Source organism: Hydrophilobacter chitinilyticus (assembly GCF_049860745.1).
Taxonomy (GTDB): Bacteria; Pseudomonadota; Gammaproteobacteria; order Burkholderiales; family Burkholderiaceae_C; genus Rhodoferax_B.
Genome location: NZ_CP187561.1, coordinates 696,445 through 714,557, shown reverse-complemented (window position 1 = coordinate 714,557; position 18,113 = coordinate 696,445). Strand labels below are relative to the sequence as shown.

18 protein-coding genes are annotated in these 18,113 nt (G+C 63.0%); 14 read left to right on the top strand and 4 right to left on the bottom strand.

From position 1 onward, the window contains the following. Nucleotides 1-14 precede the first annotated feature (14 nt). Entirely contained in the window at nt 15-1,274 is a 1,260-nt protein-coding gene (gene flgL / locus ACPWMG_RS03415; RefSeq protein ID WP_483303265.1) for a flagellar hook-associated protein FlgL, read from the top strand. 16 nt (nt 1,275-1,290) lie between these two features. Continuing rightward, a complete protein-coding gene (locus tag ACPWMG_RS03410) occupies nt 1,291-2,553 on the top strand; it encodes an HDOD domain-containing protein (RefSeq protein ID WP_483303264.1) in 1,263 nt (420 codons plus the stop codon). A gap of 12 nt (nt 2,554-2,565) precedes the next feature. Here ACPWMG_RS03410 and ACPWMG_RS03405 read toward each other — a convergent pair whose 3' ends face one another. After that, on the bottom strand, nt 2,566-3,990 hold the full coding sequence (locus ACPWMG_RS03405; RefSeq protein WP_483303263.1) for an aminotransferase-like domain-containing protein: 1,425 nt from the start codon (nt 3,988-3,990) through the stop codon (nt 2,566-2,568). A gap of 169 nt (nt 3,991-4,159) precedes the next feature. Between ACPWMG_RS03405 and ACPWMG_RS03400 the strand changes: the two genes are divergently transcribed. The 7 genes from ACPWMG_RS03400 to ACPWMG_RS03370 are packed head-to-tail and all read left to right on the top strand — an operon-like array spanning nt 4,160 to nt 10,289. Next, nucleotides 4,160-5,119, top strand: coding sequence for a DMT family transporter (locus ACPWMG_RS03400; protein ID WP_483303262.1), 960 nt, complete (start codon nt 4,160-4,162; stop codon nt 5,117-5,119). After that, complete coding sequence (locus ACPWMG_RS03395) at nt 5,116-5,712, top strand: LysE family translocator (RefSeq protein WP_483303261.1); 597 nt, start codon at nt 5,116-5,118, stop codon at nt 5,710-5,712. The genes ACPWMG_RS03400 and ACPWMG_RS03395 overlap by 4 nt, the downstream gene beginning before the upstream one ends. A gap of 57 nt (nt 5,713-5,769) precedes the next feature. Further along, nucleotides 5,770-6,990 (top strand): aminotransferase-like domain-containing protein, encoded by a 1,221-nt coding sequence (locus tag ACPWMG_RS03390; RefSeq protein WP_483303260.1) that lies wholly within the window; start codon nt 5,770-5,772, stop codon nt 6,988-6,990. Nucleotides 6,991-6,993: 3 nt separating this feature from the next. Then, nucleotides 6,994-7,614, top strand: coding sequence for a glutathione S-transferase family protein (locus ACPWMG_RS03385; RefSeq protein ID WP_483303259.1), 621 nt, complete (start codon nt 6,994-6,996; stop codon nt 7,612-7,614). A gap of 44 nt (nt 7,615-7,658) precedes the next feature. Continuing rightward, nucleotides 7,659-8,621, top strand: a complete 963-nt coding sequence (locus ACPWMG_RS03380; protein WP_483303258.1) for a PhzF family phenazine biosynthesis protein — start codon at nt 7,659-7,661, stop codon at nt 8,619-8,621. Further along, complete coding sequence (locus ACPWMG_RS03375) at nt 8,618-9,325, top strand: VOC family protein (protein WP_483303257.1); 708 nt, start codon at nt 8,618-8,620, stop codon at nt 9,323-9,325. Before ACPWMG_RS03380 ends, ACPWMG_RS03375 begins: the two co-directional genes overlap by 4 nt. 10 nt (nt 9,326-9,335) lie before the next feature. Then, nucleotides 9,336-10,289 (top strand): threonine dehydratase, encoded by a 954-nt coding sequence (locus ACPWMG_RS03370; protein WP_483303256.1) that lies wholly within the window; start codon nt 9,336-9,338, stop codon nt 10,287-10,289. A gap of 10 nt (nt 10,290-10,299) precedes the next feature. Here the strand turns inward: ACPWMG_RS03370 and ACPWMG_RS03365 are convergent, their stop codons facing one another. Beyond that, nucleotides 10,300-11,205: a LysR family transcriptional regulator gene (locus ACPWMG_RS03365; RefSeq protein WP_483303255.1), complete on the bottom strand. Its 906-nt coding sequence runs from the start codon at nt 11,203-11,205 to the stop codon at nt 10,300-10,302. A 69-nt stretch (nt 11,206-11,274) separates the two neighbouring features. Between ACPWMG_RS03365 and ACPWMG_RS03360 the strand changes: the two genes are divergently transcribed. Next, nucleotides 11,275-12,363 carry a YeiH family protein gene (locus ACPWMG_RS03360; RefSeq protein WP_483303254.1) on the top strand — a complete coding sequence of 363 codons (1,089 nt, stop codon included), beginning with the start codon at nt 11,275-11,277 and terminating at the stop codon, nt 12,361-12,363. Between the two features lie 54 nt (nt 12,364-12,417). After that, nucleotides 12,418-13,089 (top strand): histidine phosphatase family protein, encoded by a 672-nt coding sequence (locus tag ACPWMG_RS03355; protein ID WP_483303253.1) that lies wholly within the window; start codon nt 12,418-12,420, stop codon nt 13,087-13,089. An 11-nt stretch (nt 13,090-13,100) separates the two neighbouring features. Here the strand turns inward: ACPWMG_RS03355 and ACPWMG_RS03350 are convergent, their stop codons facing one another. Continuing rightward, nucleotides 13,101-13,925 (bottom strand): creatininase family protein, encoded by an 825-nt coding sequence (locus ACPWMG_RS03350; protein ID WP_483303252.1) that lies wholly within the window; start codon nt 13,923-13,925, stop codon nt 13,101-13,103. Nucleotides 13,926-13,970: 45 nt separating this feature from the next. Further along, the gene (locus ACPWMG_RS03345; RefSeq protein WP_483303251.1) at nt 13,971-14,438 is read right to left on the bottom strand and encodes a hypothetical protein; all 468 of its coding nucleotides are present in this window, start codon (nt 14,436-14,438) and stop codon (nt 13,971-13,973) included. Between the two features lie 268 nt (nt 14,439-14,706). On the opposite strand from ACPWMG_RS03345, the gene ACPWMG_RS03340 reads away from it, so the two are divergent. The 3 genes from ACPWMG_RS03340 (at nt 14,707) to ACPWMG_RS03330 (ending at nt 18,112) form a co-directional block, all read left to right on the top strand. Next, entirely contained in the window at nt 14,707-15,522 is an 816-nt protein-coding gene (locus ACPWMG_RS03340; RefSeq protein ID WP_483303250.1) for an SHOCT domain-containing protein, read from the top strand. Between the two features lie 286 nt (nt 15,523-15,808). Further along, nucleotides 15,809-17,395: a methyl-accepting chemotaxis protein gene (locus ACPWMG_RS03335; RefSeq protein ID WP_483303249.1), complete on the top strand. Its 1,587-nt coding sequence runs from the start codon at nt 15,809-15,811 to the stop codon at nt 17,393-17,395. A gap of 162 nt (nt 17,396-17,557) precedes the next feature. Beyond that, on the top strand, nt 17,558-18,112 hold the full coding sequence (locus ACPWMG_RS03330; protein ID WP_483303248.1) for a ferritin-like domain-containing protein: 555 nt from the start codon (nt 17,558-17,560) through the stop codon (nt 18,110-18,112). The last annotated feature ends 1 nt before the right edge of the window (nt 18,113 follow it).

Sequence of the window (18,113 nt, the reverse complement as noted above, 5' to 3'; positions counted from 1 at the left end):
TACCGGAGCCCTCCATGTCCTACTCCCGCGTCAGCTCTTACAACACCTACGACTCCGCCATCCGCAATCTGCAGACCCGGCTGAGCAATCTGTCCACCCTGCAAGAGCACATCACGGCCGGCAAGCGCGTGGTCCGCCCGAGCGACGATCCCACCGCTGCCGCCCAAGCCGAGCGTGCCCAGATGCGCATGGCGCGTGTCGAGACCGAGCAACGCGCCCTGTCGGCGCAACGCAACTCGATGGAAATGGCCGAATCCACACTGGGCAACGCCAACGACGTGCTGCAAACCTTCCGCGAAAAAGTGGTCGCGGCCGGCAACGGCACCTACAGCGCCACCGAACGCAGCGCCCTGCTGCAAGAGCTGCAGTCGTTGCGTGACCAACTGTTCAGCTATTCCAACAAGACCGACGGCAGTGGCCTGCCACTGTTCAGCGGCCTCAACAGCACGGCCACGCCTTTTGTCGACGCCACCACCGGCACGCAATACCTGGCCACACCAGGCCAAAAGCCCAGCGGTGAAGTGTCCGTGTCGCCCACGCTGGACGGCCAGGCCGCCTGGATGAGCGTGCCCACTGGCAACGGCGTATTCGCCATCAACTACGCCAGCACCAACACGGGCGCCGCCTGGGTCGACCTGGGACAGGTGGAAACCCCATCTGCATTGACCGGCAACGACTACAGTCTTACATTCACGGTGGACCCGACCACCAAGGCCACGACCTACTCCGTCATGAACACCACCACCGGCCTGCCCGCTGAATATCCTGTGGGGACGCCATTGACGAACATTGCCTACACCTCGGGCACGCCGATCAAGTTCGACGGCATGATCATCACCCCCAGCGGCGCACCCGCCAACGGTGACAACTTCACCATTGGCAACAGCACCAAGACCGATGTGTTCAGTGTGCTCGACAAGGCCATCGCCGACATCCGCAATGCGGGCGCCAACAGCGGCACCAACGCCACCTCCAACACACTCACCGGCAACCTGACGCACGGCATCACCCAGGCGCTGACGCAGATCGACGCTGGCATGGCGCGCATCCAATCTTCGCGCGGCTACGCCGGTGACCTGCTCAACCGTGTGGACCGCATCGATTCGCTGCAGCAAACCCGCTCGGTGCAGCTCGAATCCGACCGCTCGCGCGCCGAAGACATCGACATGGTGCAGGGCCTGTCCGACCTGGCCACACAACAGACCGCTTACTCGGCTGCATTGCAGTCGTACGCGCAGATCCAGAAGTTGTCCTTGTTCAATTTCATCAACTGAAAGCACTAGCCGCTAAATGTCTCCTTCCGTCCTCGGCAGCATCACCCTGGGTTACCGGCCACTTTGGGGCCGTGACCGCGAACTCGCTGGCATCCTGCTCCTGATCGAGGCGGTACCGAACGCGCCGGTCGATGCCCCGCATCTGCTGCACACGCTGACTGAGCTTGGCACGCTGACCACACCGCCGCTGCTGCTGTCGCTGCAATCGGTGGAGCTGCTGATCGACGCGTTGGAGCACGCGCCTTCCAACACCGCCACGCTGTGGATCGAGGTGCCCCAACGCTGGCTGGAAAACGATGCCGCCATGGTGCAACGTGTGCGCGCTGCGCACGCACGCGGCTTGCGCATGGTGTGGCGCGGCGCTTTTGACAGCCAACCGGACGCATCACTCGCCCCCTGCTTCACGCGGCAAATGCACACGCTGTCGCCGCAGGCGGCACTCTCCGCCCTGCAGGCCGCTGCAGCCTTGCGTGCCAACCGCGCAGCTGGCAGCACTGGCCAAACCGTTCGCACCACTGGCAGCCCCATCACTGCTGGCTACATTTACGAAGATATCCACAGCCGGCCGCTGATGGAGCACGCACTGGACCAGCGCGACGCTTTTGCGCTGCTGAACTGGCCCGACGAAGACGTGCTGCACGCCCACCGCCACCAGGCCATCGCCCCTGAGCACCGCACCATGCTGCGCATCATCAAGGGGCTGGAGGCCGACCAGTCGATGGAGCAGATTGAGTCCATCATGGGTGAAGAACCCGTGCTGGCCTACCGCTTTCTGGCGCACGTCAATTCGGCCGGCATCGGCCTGCGCACCGGCATCTCGTCGCTGCGCCATGGACTGATGATGATGGGCTACAGCTCACTGGCCAAATGGCTGGCGGGCCAGTTACCCAAGGCCTCGAACGACATCAACATGCACCCCGTCAAGGTCGCCATGGTGCTGCGCGCGCGGTTAATGGAACACTTGCTCGACGCGGGTGTGGAAGAAGGCTTGCGCCGCGACATCTACCTCTGCGGCCTGTTCTCGCAGCTCAACCTGCTGATGGACGAACCACTGCCCACGCTGCTGCGCCGCATTCCGGTGTCGGACCGCATCTACGACGCCAACATCACCCACACCGGCCCGTACGCTGCGGCGCTCGACATCGCCTGCTCACAAAGCCGCGACGACACGGCCACCATCCGCGCCACCTGCGCCAAACACAACATGCCCATGGACGAGGCCAACCGCGCGCTGCTGCGCACGCTGGTGACACTCAAGGTGCAGCCGGTGGTGAAGTAAAAGCCTCCGCGCTCAGCCCGCCCGCATCGCATCCCGCGCCAGCACAAACGCCTGCCAGAAGGCCGGTTCTTGTGTGGCTGCAAAGTTGATGCGCATCAGCGTGCTGGGTTTGCGCTCGGCGTGGAACAAAGCGCCAGGCGCGATCATGTAGCCCTGGTCCAGCAGGCGCTGCAGCAGGGCGTCGGTGTCCACGCCGGTGTCCAGCCAACCAAACAAACCAGCGGGTTCAGAAGCCAAGGTGCAACCCGAGGCCAACGCCAGCTTGACGCTGCGCGCGCGTGCCTGGTCGAGCTTGGCACGCACACGCTCGGCATGGCGGCGCAGTTGGCCTTGGTCGATACACCAGGCCAGCGCGTGTTCCAGCAGTGACGGTGTGGACAGCGTGGCCAGCAGCTTGGTTTCCATCAGCGGCTCCACCAGTTCCTGCGGCGCGGCGATGTAGCCCACGCGCCAGCCGGGCGCCAAAATCTTGGCGAAGCCGCTGACGTAGATGGTGCGCTGCAAGCCGTCGAGCACACACAGGCGCGTGGCGTGTTCGGGCGCCAGGTGGCTGTAGGTATCGTCTTCGGCGATGTAGAAGTTGTGTGCGTTGGCCAGCGTCAACACACGGTGCGCACTGCCCGGCGAGATGCTGTGGCCGGTGGGGTTGTGCAGCACACTCACGCTGACAAAAAGCTTTGGCTGGTGCGCTTGGCAATAACGCTCCATCACCGCCAGATCCGGGCCGTCGGCGCCACGCGGCACCGGCAGAATGCGCGCGCCCAGGGCGGCCAAGCGCGCGAACTCCACGCTCCACCCCGGTTCTTCCACCATCACGTAGTCGCCCGCACGCAGCAGGGTGCGGCTGACGATGTCCAGCCCGTGGGTGGCGCCCACGGTGGTGATGAACTGCTCAGGCCCCACATCCAGATGGATGCCCGCAAGCTTTTTCGACAAGGCACGGCGCAACTCGGGGCTGCCCGCCGGGTCGCCGTACTGGAACGACTGGTCAGCATATTGCGCCGCGGCCCGGCGCAGCGCGCCAGCCACAAAGTCGTTGGCCAGCCACTCGGGGGGAAACACACCCATGCCGGGCTGCAAGCGGTCGTTCTGGCCGTGAAACATGCCACGCATCAAGGCAGCCGCATTCACAGGTTTCTGGCGCCGGGGCAAAGATGCAAGCGCTTCAGAATTCGTAGCTGCTCGCGCAGATGCCATCAGCGCAGAGGGCGTTTCCCGTATGAAGAAGCCACGGTTCTTGCGCGCTTCCACCAAGCCCTCGGCCAACAGCCGGTCGTAGGCCGCCACCACGGTCGACGGGCTCACCTGGTGCTGTGCCGCACACTGGCGCACCGACGGCAGGCGCGACCCCGCCACCAGCAGGTGGTTGCGGATGCGCTCGGCAAAGTGCGCGGCCAGTTGCTCGGTGAGCGAATGGGCGTCGGTTTTCATCAGCATGGAACGGGCTCCTCTGCAGCCCCATACAGGGATGGCCTGTACGGCGCTGAACTGTATTGATCAATCTGCTGGTACAGATCTTCGCGTGATACGGTCAACTGTATTGGTTGTGTATTGCTCAAAAGCATAGACTACATCCCCGACCAATGCAAGCCATTCCTAAGTCCTCATGTCTTCGCCCACCACTTCCAAACTGCCCATGAAACCCGAAACCCTGGGCATGTGGCTCGGCGTGTTGGGCGTGTTCATGTTCGCCATCACCCTGCCGATGACGCGGCTGGCCACAGGCACCACCGAGGCGCCACAACTCTCGCCCTGGTTCGTCACCTTTGCACGTGCCGCGTTGGCGGGCACGTTGTCGGCCATCTTCCTGCTCGTCACCCGCTCGCCGCGCCCCAATGCCAGCCAGGCCAAATCGCTGGGCATGGCGATGCTGGGCAACGCCATTGGCTTTCCGCTGCTGCTGGGTTTTGCGCTGCGCAGCGTCAACGCCAGCCATGCAGCAGTGATCACCGCGCTGCTGCCCTTGGCCACGGCGGCCGTTGCCGCCCTGGTGCTGCACCAGCGCGCTCGGCTGGGCTTTTGGTTGTGTGCCATTGCGGGCAGTGCCTTGGTGCTGGTGTTCTCGCTGCTGCGCGGGCATGACGCGGCCAGCCCCTTCGGCTTGGCCTGGGCCGACTTGCTGCTGGTGGGCGCGGTGATTGCGGCCTCCGTGGGTTATGTGTTTGGCGCGCAGGTCACGCCTGCGCTCGGCGCCGAGCGTGTGATTTGCTGGGTGTGTGTCATGGCGCTGCCCATCACACTGCCCGGTACGTGGCTCAACTGGCCCACACAGCCGGTGCAAGCCAGCGCCTGGGGCGGCTTGTTGTACGTGGGCCTGTTCTCGATGTGGATTGGCTTTTTCGCCTGGTACCGCGGCCTGGCCATGGGCGGCGCGCTGCGCGTGAGCCAAACGCAGTTGCTGCAACCGTTTTTCTCCATCCTGGCCGCCGTGCCGTTGCTGGGCGAATCGCTCGACATGGTCACCGTGGGCTTTGCACTCGCCGTGGTGGCCACCGTCTTTGCCGGCAAGCGCCTGAGCCACCCCCCCGCCCCGTCCCCCGTTCACCGCATGGAGAAAGCCGCATGAGCTTCGACACATGGATCGCCTTCGCGCTATTCGCCTTTGTGAGCTCGGCCACACCCGGCCCCAACAACACCATGCTGCTGGCCTCGGGCGTGAACTTCGGCTGGGTACGGTCGATTCCGCACATGCTGGGCATCACCATTGGCTTTTGCCTGATGGTGCTGCTGCTCGGCTTGGGCCTGGGCCAGGTGTTCGAACGCGTGCCCGCGCTCTACACCGTGCTGCGCTATGCCGGTGGCGCCTACATGCTGTACCTAGCGTGGAAGATTCTGAACTCTGGGCCGATGGACAGCAAAACCGAGGCAGGCCGCCCCATGGGCTTCTTTGCAGCCGCCGCGTTTCAGTGGGTCAACCCCAAGGCCTGGGTCATGGGCCTGGGTGCCATCACCACGTTTTTGCCGGTTGACCATTCGGTGTGGCAACTGGTGCTGATGTGCCTGGTGCTGGGCGTCATCAACCTGCCCAGTTCAGGCAGCTGGGCGGTGTTTGGCAGCGCCATGCGGCGCTTTTTGCAGGAGCCGCGCTTTCTGCGCATCTTCAATGCGGTCGCGGCTTTGGCGCTGGTACTGTCTTTGTACCCATTGCTGCATACCTGACTGAAAGCCATTTTTTTGAACAAGCACGATACTGTGCCCACGTCTTTCGGAGAAAACATGTCGAACCCCAACAAACCCAACCACTGGACCCTGTCGGCACGTGCCGAAAAAATGAACCCTTCGGTCCTGCGCGAAATCCTCAAGGTCACTGAAAAGCCCGGCATCATCAGCTTTGCCGGTGGCCTGCCCTCGCCCAAAACTTTCCCCGTCGAAGCCTTCCGTGAAGCCTGCGACAAAGTGCTGCGTGAAGATGCGCAAGCCGCACTGCAATACGCTGCCAGCGAAGGTTTTGGCCCGCTGCGCGAATTGGTTGCGTCGCGCCTGCCGTGGGATGTGTCGCCTTCGCAGGTGCTCATCACCACCGGCTCGCAACAAGGCCTCGATTTGGTAGCCAAGGTGTTGATCGACGAAGGCAGCAAGGTGCTGGTCGAGACCCCAACCTATCTGGGCGCCCTGCAAGCCTTCGCCCCCATGGAGCCCAAAGTGGTGGGCGTGGCCTGCGACGAAGAAGGCGTAGACATCGAGGACTTCACCCGCAAGGCCGAAGGCGCACGCTTCTTCTACGTGTTGCCCAACTTTCAGAACCCCACCGGCCGCACCATGAGCGAAGCGCGCCGCGCCGCACTGTCCGCCGCCGCAGCCAAACTGGGCGTGCCACTGGTCGAAGACAACCCCTATGGCGACCTGTGGTTCGACCAGGCGCCAGCGGCTCCGCTGACCGCGCGTAACCCTGAAGGCTGCATCTACCTGGGCTCGTTCTCCAAAGTGCTGGCCCCTGGCCTGCGCCTGGGCTACATCGTGGCACCAGCGGCCATCATGCCGAAGATCCTGCAAGCCAAACAAGCCGCCGACCTGCACAGCCCGAGCTTCACGCAGCGCATGGTGGCCGAGGTCAGCAAGAACAACTTCCTCGACGAACACATCCCCACCATCCGCGCGCTGTACAAGCGCCAGTGCGAAGCCATGCAGGACGCGATGAAACGCGACATGCCCACCGGCACCGAATGGAACACGCCCACCGGCGGCATGTTCCTGTGGGTACGCCTGCCTGAAGGTGTGGACACCGTGAAGCTGCTGCCCGAAGCCGTGGAGCGTGGCGTGGCGTTTGTGCCCGGCGCAGCGTTCTATGCCGACAACGCCGACAACCGCACCATGCGCCTGTCGTTCGTGACGGCCAGCGTCGAGCAAATCAACATCGGCATCAAAGCCCTGGGCGACGCCATCCGTGCGCACCTGGCCGCACGCTCTGCCAAGCCCGAACCCGCTCTGGAGACCTGACCCATGCTGCACCTGTGGGGGAGGCTGAATTCCATCAACGTTCGCAAGGTCGTTTGGGCAGCCCAAGAACTTGGCCTGACCCTGCAGCGCACCGATGCCGGTGGCCAGCATGGCATCGTGCGTGAGCCGCATTTTCTGGAGCGCAACCCCAACGGTCTGGTGCCGTTGCTGGAAGACGGCGATGTGCGGCTGTGGGAGTCGAACGTCATCGTGCGTTACCTCAGCGCACGTTATGCGCCGGGCACACTCTGCCCTGAACCACTGGGCGCGCGTTTCGCCGCCGAGCAGTGGATGGACTGGCAACAGACCACGTTCAACCCCGCGGTACGTCCGGCGTTCATGCAACTGGTGCGTGTGCCCGTGGAGCAGCGCCAGCCCGCACTGATCGAGCAATCGATCCAAGCGGTGGAGCCCCTTCTCGACCTGCTGGATCACCACCTGGCGCAGCACAACTACCTGGGGGGCGCCGAGTTCACCATGGCCGACATTCCGGTGGGCTGCGAAATCCACCGCTGGCGCCAATTGCCGATTGAGCAGCCGCCACGCCCGAACCTCGAGCGCTGGTACACAGCGCTTTATGCCCGCCAGGCCGCCAAAGGTGTGCTGACGTTCACCTGTACCTAATCCCGATTTTCGTTTTTGAGTCTTTCGTTTTTTAGAAGCTGATCATGCAAACCCCAGAGCGCTCGCCTCTCGCCCGCAGCCGACCCTTCACCCAGGTCGACGTTTTCACCGGCCAGGCCTACTACGGCAACCCGCTGGCGGTGGTATTGGATGGCGAGGGCTTGACCGAGGCGCAAATGCTGCGCTTCGCCCACTGGACCAACCTGTCGGAAACCACCTTCTTGCTGCCGCCCACGCCCGAGGCGGCAGCCAAAGGTGCCGACTACCGCGTGCGCATCTTCACACCCGGTGGAGAGATGCGTTTTGCCGGCCACCCCACGCTGGGCACCTGCCACGCTTGGCTGCAAACCGGCGCCAAGCCGCGCAACCCCAAGCGCATCATCCAGGAATGCGCGGCAGGCCTGGTGGCCATTCAGCCTGTGGATGGCAAGCTGGCCTTCGCCGCACCCGCCATGCAGCGCCGCAACCCTGGCCCCATGCACCTGGCCCAGGTGGCCGCCGCGCTGGGTTTGAAGTCGGCCCAAGTGGTGGCCGCACAAATGCTCGACAACGGCGCGCCGTGGCTGGGCATCTTGGTCGACGACCCCAGCACCGTACTGCAGTTGCAACCCGACTTCTTTGCACTGAAGCAACTCAATGCCGATGTGGGGGTGGCGGCGTTCTACCCTGAGGTGTCGAACAGCAGCGCGCTCATCGGCCGCTCCAACCGCGAAGCCCGCGCCTTTGGCTCAACCACTGCTGCGCCCACCACGCCCCAACTGCGGCAAATGGAAGTGCGCGCGTTTGCGCCCGCCTCCGGCATCACCGAAGACCCGGTCACGGGCAGCTTCAACGCATCGCTGGCGCAATGGCTCATGGCCGAAGGCCTGGCGCCCGACCACTACGAAGCCATCCAGGGCACCTGCCTGGAGCGCGCCGGCCATGTGAGCCTGCTACGCGATGCGGAAGACCAGGTGTGGGTGGGCGGCGAAGTCGTCACCTGCATCCAGGGCCAGGTCACGTTATGACGAAGCCTTTGGCCAAACCTCCGGCCAAAGCCGACCACCTGGTCATTTTTGCCACCAGCCTGACCGAAGGTGTGGCTTGGTGCGAAGCGACGCTGGGCATCACGCCCGGCCCCGGTGGGACCCACCCGCTGATGGGCACACACAACCGCTTGTTCAGCCTGGCCACAGCGCAATTTCCACGCGCCTACGCCGAGATCATTGCGATCGATACAGAAGCTGTACCCGCACGTGCGGCGCCCCTGAAACGCTGGTTTGACTTGGATTCCGTGGCATTGCGCGAGCGTGTGGCGCAGCACGGCCCGCAGCTCATCCACTGGGTGGCCAACGTGCCGAACCTGGCTGATGCACTGAGCCAGTGGCAGGCGTTGGGCATAGACCGTGGCCCCGCTATCGCGGCATCACGCCCTACCCCGCGCGGCCTGCTCGAATGGCAGATCACGGTGCGCGACGACGGCCAGCGTTTGTTCGACGGCTGCCTGCCCACACTCATTCAATGGGGCAGTGTGCACCCGGCTGCGCACATGCCGGCCAGCGGTGTGACGCTGCAAGGCGTCAAGCTGCAGCACCCCGAGGCGCCACGGTTGCAAGCGGCGTGTGATGCCATCGGTTTGCAGCAACTACAGATTCAAACCGGCCCCGCGCAACTTACAGCGCTGCTGAACACCCCACGTGGCGAAGTACGCCTTGCCTCCCACCTGACCTGAACCGCCCTACATGCACACGCTAGCCCAGATCGAAGCCGCCGCCGCCACCGTTTACCGCTCGTTCCAGGCCACGCCGCAATACCGCTGGGGCTTGCTCAGCGAACGCCTGGGCACCGACTGCTGGCTGAAGCACGAGAACCACACGCCCGTAGGCGCGTTCAAGATCCGTGGCGGCCTGACCTACTTTGAAGCCTTGCGCCAACGCGGTGCTCTGCCAACCGAGGTGATGAGCGCCACGCGTGGCAACCACGGCCAAAGCATCGGCTGGGCCGCGCGCGTCAATGGCATCCCCTGCACCATCGTCGTCCCCAAGGGCAACTCGGTCGAGAAAAATGCCGCCATGCGCGCACTCGGTGTGCAACTACTAGAGCACGGTGAAGACTTTCAAGAAGCCCGCGAGTTCGCCATCCAACTCGCCTCTGAGCGCGGCGCCCACATGGTGCCGAGCTTCCATACCGATTTGCTGAGCGGTGTGTCCACCTACTGGTGGGAGTTCATGCGCGCCGTGCCGCAGTTGGACGTGATCTACGTGCCGATTGGCCAAGGCTCGGGCGCTTGCTCGGCCATCACCGCCAAGCTGGCGCTGGGCCACAAGGCGCGCATCGTGGGCGTGGTCAGTGCCCACGCCACCACCTATGCAGACTCGCTGGCCGCAGGCCACGTGGTCGAAGCGCCGGTCACCACCTTGCTGGCCGACGGCATGGCCTGCCGCATTGCCGATAGCGAAGCGCTGGCCATGCTGGCCCCGCACCTCGACCACATCGTGCAAGTGACCGACGTAGAAGTCGCCCACGCCATGCGCTGGATTTTTGCCGACACCCACAACGTGGCCGAAGGCGCAGGCGCTGCGGCCTTTGCAGCGGCCATGCAAGAGCGCGACAGCTTGCGCGGCCAAGTGGTGGGCGCGGCGCTGAGCGGCGGCAACGTGGACAGCGAAATTTTCGCCAAGGTGCTGGCGAGCTAAAGCCGCCCCGTCAACCCAGCAGCTCGACCATGCGCTGGGTGGCTGGTGACTGCGGCCGGCCTTTCAGCAGCAACTGGTACAGCGGCCGCTGCAGCGGCACACGGGTCATCTGCGCTGGCAACGGCACCTCCACCAAGGCGCCCAGCGCCAACAAATCGGCCACCACCGCACGCGGCAGCACCGCCAGCCCTGCGCCGTGCGCCACCGTGCGGGCAATGGCTTCGTTACTGGCCATCTCCATCCATGGCGTGGCGCTGATGCCGTTGGCGGCGCACAAGGCCTCCGTGGCCTGACGGGTGCCCGAACCCGGCTCGCGCATGATCCAGCGTGCCTGGGCCAGCGTCTGCACATCCACCGCCAAACCGGGCGCGGCCACGATGGTCAAGGGCTCGTCTTTCCACGACAGCACGTCGATGCGGTCTACGTGCTCATCGCTCACCCGCCCTTCCACCAACGCCAGGTCGATGCGGCATTCGAGCAACTGCGCACACACCCACTCGGTATTGCCCACCAGCACACGCGGCACGATGTCGGGGTAACGCGTGCAGTAAGCCGCAATGGCCTCTGGCAGCCAATAGCTGGCAACCGTGGTGCTGGCGCCAATCACCAGGCTGCCACGCTGCACCCCCACGCGGGCGCGCACGTCTTCCAGCGCCGCGCGCTCCATGGCGAAGATGCCGCGCGCATGCGCCAGCAAGGAAGTGCCGGCTTCGGTCAAGCGCAAGCCTTTGGCGGCAGCGCTGCGCCCCCCGCCCGTGCCGCGCTCGATCAACACTAGGTCAAGCTGATGCTCCAGCTCGCGGATGCCCTTGGACACGGCCGGCTGGCTGATCCACAAGGCCTCGGCGGCACGCGAAAAGCTGCCGGTTTCGGCCACCGCGACAAACAGGCGCAACAGGTGGAGATTCAGTCGCATAACTTAACTTCATGCATTCGTGAATTTTATGTCTTTGACTCATTCTGTGGCGATTTCTACAGTCGGGGCATGTCTTCCCTCACGCCACACGCGCCAGCAACAGCAGGCCTCACCGCCATTCCTTCGCACCTGCGCCGCTACACCCCCGGGCTGGCACTGTCCGCCGCCTTGGCCGGTGTGGCGACCTGGCTGGCCACCACACCCACACCGCAGGCCTGGGGCTTGAGCGCCCTGACCTTGGCGATTGCGTTGGGCATGCTGATGGGGCATACGCTATTTCCGTCCTTGGCAGCACAGGCTGGCCCGGGTGTGGACTTCGCCCGCAGCGGGTTGCTGCGCGCAGGCATCGTGCTCTACGGCTTTCGCATTTCGTTCCACGACATTGCCGGTGTGGGCTGGCCTGGCTTGCTGATCAACCTCAGCATGGTGGTGTTGATCCTGGGTGCGGCCGTGGTCATTGGCACACGTTGGCTGGGCCTCGACCGGCAGACATCCCTGCTCATCGGCGCAGGCAGTGCCATCTGTGGTGCCGCCGCCGTGATGGCCACACAACCCGTGGTGCGCGGCGACGAACACAAGGTGTCCATCGCCATTGCCACCGTGGTGGTGTTTGGCACCTTGTCGATGCTGCTGTACCCGTTGGCCTACCCGTACCTGGGCTTAAGCCCGCACAGCTTTGGCCTGTTTGCCGGATCGACCATTCACGAAGTGGCGCAGGTGGTGGCCGCAGGTGATGCCATCGGGCCCGAAGCGGCGCACGCCGCCGTGGTGGAGAAGATGCTGCGCGTGATGCTGCTGGCACCGGTGCTGCTGGTGTTGTCGTTGCCTGCCGTGTCGCCCTGCGCCGCAAACTCCGATGCCATTGCCAACCACCAGCGCGGCGCTTGGCGCCAAGTGCGTGTGCCTTGGTTTGCGTTCTTGTTTGTGGCGGCGAGTGGTGTGCATTCGCTGCAGTTGCTCCCCGCGCCTGTGGTGGCGGCACTGGTGCAGCTCGACACCCTGCTGCTGGCCACCGCCATGGCTGCCATGGGCCTGCGCACCAGCGCCAGCAGCCTGCGGCGCGCGGGTGTGCGCCCCTTGCAGTTGGCAGGCTTGCTCTATCTTTTGCTCACCGTGGGCGGCTATGCCGTCAACGTGGGGGTGTTGGCGCTGTTCTGAGCCAGGTCACGCCCGTGACTTCGCTCCCCCGCCTTTGTCGCCAGAATGCCGGGCATGGGAACCCTCTATCTCGTGCGCCATGGCCAGGCCTCGTTTGGCGCTGATGATTACGATCAACTCAGCCCGCTGGGCCTGCAGCAAAGCCAGCAGTTGGGCTCGTATTTCGCGGCCTTGGGGCTGGCATTCAACGCAGTGCTCACCGGTACCTTACGCCGCCACACCCAGACCCTGGCCGGTATTACCGAAGGCATGGCCAGCCCACTGCCCGAAGCGCTGGCACTGCCCGGCCTGAACGAATACGACAGCCACGCGGTGATCGCCACCATCCACCCGCATCCTCTCGCCAAGCCCGATACGCCCGAGGTCTACAAACAGCACTTTCGCCTGCTGCGCGATGGTCTGACGCAATGGATGAACGGCGTGGTGTCGCCGGTAGGCATGCCCACGTATGAAGTGTTTCGTCAGGGCGTGGCCGACGCGCTGGAGCACGTGCGCAAAGAAACCGAGGGCAACGTGTTGCTGGTGTCTAGCGGTGGCCCCATTGCCACCGCCATGGGCCAGGTGCTGGGTTGCACGCCGGAGACCACGATTGAATTGAACCTGCGCATTCGTAACTCGGCAGTGACGGAGTTCATCGTGAGCCCTAAGCGCCTGCAGCTACAAAGCTTTAACGGCCTGCCGCATTTGCCCTTGCCAGCCCAGCAGGCGTTGCACACCTACGCTTAACGCTGCACAGGTCAGTCGCTAAGTCGCGGCAGGTCCACCAGCGTAGATAGCGGTAAATCAGCCACCTCTTGCAACAGTGCAGCCAGTTGTTGCCCTGCGGCCTGCACGAGGGTGTGACCATGCTCGGCCGTGGCCAAAGTGGCATCGCCCGCTGCACCGCATGGGTTGTAGTCCTGCATGTGCCAGCCAAACTTGGCACTTTTGCCGTTGCCCAGAATCGGGTACTTCGCCGCGCGGTCTTGCGATGTCGAATGGAAGTTGCGCGCCTGGCCCATGTCCACCAAGTCGGGACGCAGCGCCAGCATCATCGAGGTTTCGACCGCACCAGCGTGGATGCCGAAGCGTTGCTCGTGCGCGGGAAAGAGGTTGTCCACCGCGTCGCCCAAGGGCAGGCTGTACCAACTGCAGTGGTAGACGATCATGTCGTGCTCGGTGCGCAATGCGCGCGCCACGATGTCCATCACGCTGAGTTGGCCGCCGTGTGAGTTGAACAACACCATCTTCTTCACACCCGCACGCGCCACGGACGCGCCAATGTCCGTCCACACACGGATCAACGTGTCGACGGACAAGGTCAATGTGCCGGGAAAACGAATGTGTTCATCGCTTTTGCCAATCTGCTGCGTGGGCAGAAACAACGCGGGGAGGTCGGCGGGCAGATGCGGCAAAGCGGCTTGCACCACGCCATCGACCAGCGCCGTATCGACACACAGGGGGAGATGGGGGCCGTGTTGCTCGATGGCAGCCACAGGCAGCACGGCCACGGTGCGGGCCGGGTCCACGTGGGCAAAGTCACGTGTCCCCAGTTCGGCCCAGAAACGAGATTTGAATTGCATGGGCCGATATTAGATCGTGTTGACGATCCTCACAGCCCATGGACATCACCGACGATGGTCGTCGCGATCGCGGTCGCGGTGGTTGTCATGGCGATCATCGCGGTCGTGTTTGCTATGGCCGGGCGGTGGACCGCGACGGTCATCGCGCCAATCACGGCGGTTGTCGTGGCGGTAGCCGGGGTGGGCGCGTTCATAGCGGTCGCGTACCCAACTCTCCTGCACAAAGTACACCGGCTGACCGCAGGCGCTGTAGCGGCCACAGTATTGCGCCCAATGCTGCTGGTGCACGGGCGGCACATACAGGTAGATGGGTTGGCGCGGAATGGGCCTAGGTGGCGGTGCAATCACCACCGGCTGTGGGTACACCACCACCGGTTGGGGCGCATTGCCAATGTCGATACGACCATAAACGCCGGGTTGGTTGATGCCAATGGAAACGCCGATGTCGGTGGCGGCAGAGGCGCTGGCAACAGCGCCCAGCGTCAAGGCGGCAGAGAGCAGGATCTTGTTCATGTGTTTTTTCTCAGTCATAGGTACGTTTATAACGCGCCAAAACACGTTCAGCCGACCGCAAACCGCGCTTATTACCTCCGCTTACCAGCTCCATCGGCCCAGTCCTACAAGATGGGGTTGCCCTTAATTTCGCCAACGGCATAACCTCGGCAAAAGCGTTTGTGCACCATCCAACCTGAGGCCATTGTTGAATTCAAAACGGTGGGAATATTCAACCCGTCTTCACACTTCAACAGCTTTTTACTTTGCACTTTTTCGGGGTTCTCCAATGCGTCGACTTTCTCCCGCCGGACAGCAAGCCATCAACGACATTGCCCAGCGCCATGGTTTCTCTGCCAACGCAGTGGAGTCGATGTTGAACGCAGTGATCAACGGCAACGGCAGCATGGCCCAGTTCAACCACCCCGAATTTGGCGGCGGCGGCCAATGGATGGCTGGCGGCATGACCATGGTGGGCGACATGTTCAACAGCTACCTGAAAAGCCGCGTCGACAACTTGTGTAGTGAACTGTCCCGGCTGATCAGCCAACAACCCGATTTGCTGCGCAGTGGCAGCTTTCAAAGCCAGAGCCAGAACGGCAACATGCAATACAGCGGCTCAGGGCTTCATGATCAAAGTGGTGCAGACCAGTCGGCCAGCCTGTTCGTGCCAGAAGCCGTGCAACCCGACTGGTGGGGACCAGAGCTTCGCTGGCCCAACAGCACCGGCGGCCAGAACGGCATGCGTTATGCCTACTTTGCACAAGCGCGCCGCCTAGCCATCGACCTGAACGGCCAAGTCACGGTGTACGACACCCTCGACCACCAGATTGGTGGAGTGTCGCAGCAGCAAAGCGGTGGCTACTCTGTGACCTTCAGCAGCCAATACGGCTATGTGAACCTGTCGCAACTGCCGGTCGTCAGTGTCAACGGCGTCACACCACCGGCTGCACAGCCAGCCACGTCTACCATCAACAGCACTCCAAACGAGGCCGGTAGCGACGTGTTTGCGAGCATCGAAAAGCTCGCCACCCTACAGGCACGCGGCATCCTCACACCTGAAGAGTTCGCCACCAAGAAGGCCGAATTGCTGCGTCGGCTTTAATGATTCGTTAAGACTTCTTTCATAAAACGAAGCCTGTGCATCCATCGCTAATGAAAAGCGAATCGACGCCGATAAACAGAACAGCGCGTAGGCGTATCGCAATCACCACAGACAGCTGCTACTTAACTGTCGCATGAGTAACAGTTAAGGGATTCGCGTTACGTTTCGAGATAATTGCGCCACAGTTTTTCGCTGTGCTCTGCCCCTCACAAATGGGCGCAGCCAAGGGGAAAATTGCGTCGCAACGCGTCGTCAACGTCGATCAAAACTAGCTACTGGAATTTGCATGCCTTCCTCCCTCTCCGGCCTCTCGGTTGCCAAACGCTTGGGGCTCGGCTTTGCCCTGCTGCTGACACTTTCTGCCCTCATTCTTATCGTTAGTATTTCGCGCCTGAGCGACCTGGCGCAAAGCACCCAACAGATGGTGGCCAGCCCCATCAAGACTGAGCGTCTGGTGGGCGACTGGTATCGCAACATCTACACCGGCGTGCGCCGCACGGCCGCCATTGCCAAAAGCAGCGACCCCAGCCTGGTGGCCTACTTTGCGGAAGATGCCGCAGCGTCCACCAAACAGTCTGGCGAGTTGCAAAAAGCGGTTGAACTGCTGATGGACACGCCTGAAGAGAAAACCCTCTTCGCGCAGATTTCCGAAGCCCGCACGGCCTACCTGAATGCACGCGACGGCACCGTCAAGTTGCGCAAAGACGGCCAGGCCGAAGAGGCCAACAAGATGCTGGAAGAAAAGTTCAATCCGGCCTCCAAAGCCTATATGGCCAAAGCAGAGCAACTGCTGAACATGCAGCGCGCTGAAATTGACGACCAAGCCAAGCGCACCGAAGAGATCTACGCCACCAGTCGCAACCTGATGATTGGCCTGGGCGTGGTCGGCTTGTTGCTCAGTGTGGTGATTGCATGGCTGCTGTCTAAATCGATTACGCAACCCTTGGCACAGGCCAGCAGCATTGCGCGCCGCGTGGCCGCAGGTGACCTGACCAGCCGCATCGACAACACCCGCACCGATGAACTGGGCCAACTGCTGTCCAGCCTGCAAGACATGCAGACCAGCTTGGTGCAAGTGGTGGCCCAAGTGCGCTCGGGCTCTGAAAGCGTGGCCACGGCCAGTGCTGAGATCTCGCAGGGCAACCACGACCTGAGCTCACGCACCGAGAGCCAAGCCAGTTCGCTGGAGCAAACCGCCGCGTCGATGGAAGAGCTGAGCTCCACCGTCAAACAAAACGCCGACAACGCACGCCAGGCCAACCAGTTGGCCATGAGCGCCTCCACCGTGGCGATCCAGGGTGGCGAAGTGGTGAGCCAAGTGGTCGAAACCATGAAGGGCATCAACGACAGCTCGAAGAAGATTTCGGACATCATCAGCGTGATCGACGGCATTGCTTTCCAGACCAACATCCTGGCGCTGAATGCCGCCGTGGAAGCGGCGCGCGCCGGTGAACAAGGCCGCGGCTTTGCCGTGGTGGCCTCTGAAGTGCGCAGCCTGGCCGGCCGCTCGGCCGATGCGGCCAAGGAAATCAAAAACCTCATCAACGCCAGCGTGGAACGTGTGGACCAAGGCACGGCTTTGGTGGACCGAGCCGGTGTCACCATGACAGAAGTGGTGAGCTCCATCCGCCGTGTGACCGACATCATGGGCGAGATCAGCGCGGCCAGCACCGAGCAGTCGCTGGGCGTGGGCCAAGTGGGCGAAGCCGTCACACAGATGGACCAGGCCACACAGCAAAACGCCGCGCTGGTGGAAGAAATGGCCGCCGCCGCCAGCAGCCTGCGCAACCAGGCACAAGACCTGGTGCAAGTGGTGGCGGTGTTCAATCTGGGCAACGGCAGCAATGGCCCGGCCCCGGGATTTAACCGCTAACGACCACACTCAAATCTTGTTGAAGTGCCCCCGGCGGACGCCAAGCACGGGGGACTTCCGCATGTCCTACACCACGGGGCTGGCATCTCTGACACCTGCCAACCCGCTGGCCTTCTAAGCTGGAGCCATCAGACCCACAGATGACGCCAACAAAGGAATGCCATGACCAAGAATCCCCCCACCTCTACGCCGCAACTGAGCGATATCCCCACCTTGCGTGCGCGCGCACGCCAGCACGTTGAAGAAGGCGCCGTGACCGAAGGCTACGCCGCCGACCGCGAAGCCGTGCTGAAGATGCTGAACGAGGCCCTCGCCACCGAGTTGGTGTGTGTGCTGCGTTACAAGCGCCACCACAGCATGGCCTCAGGCATTCACTCCGCGCCTGTAGCGGCTGAATTCGCCGAACACGCGGCAGAAGAAATGGCCCACGCCGACATGATTGCCAAGCGCATCGTGGAGCTGCAGGGTGAACCCAACTATTCACCTGTGGGCTTGGCTGACCGTAGCCACGCTGAATACGTGGAGGGCAAAACGCTCAAAGACATGATCCGCGAAGACTTGGTGGCCGAACGTGTGGCCATTGAAAGCTACCGCGAAATGATTGCCTACCTGGGCAGCGCCGACCCCACCACGCAGCAGATGCTGAAGACCATTCTGGCCAGCGAAGAAGAGCATGCCGATGATTTGTCGTCCTTCTTGGACGACATGCACGACTAGG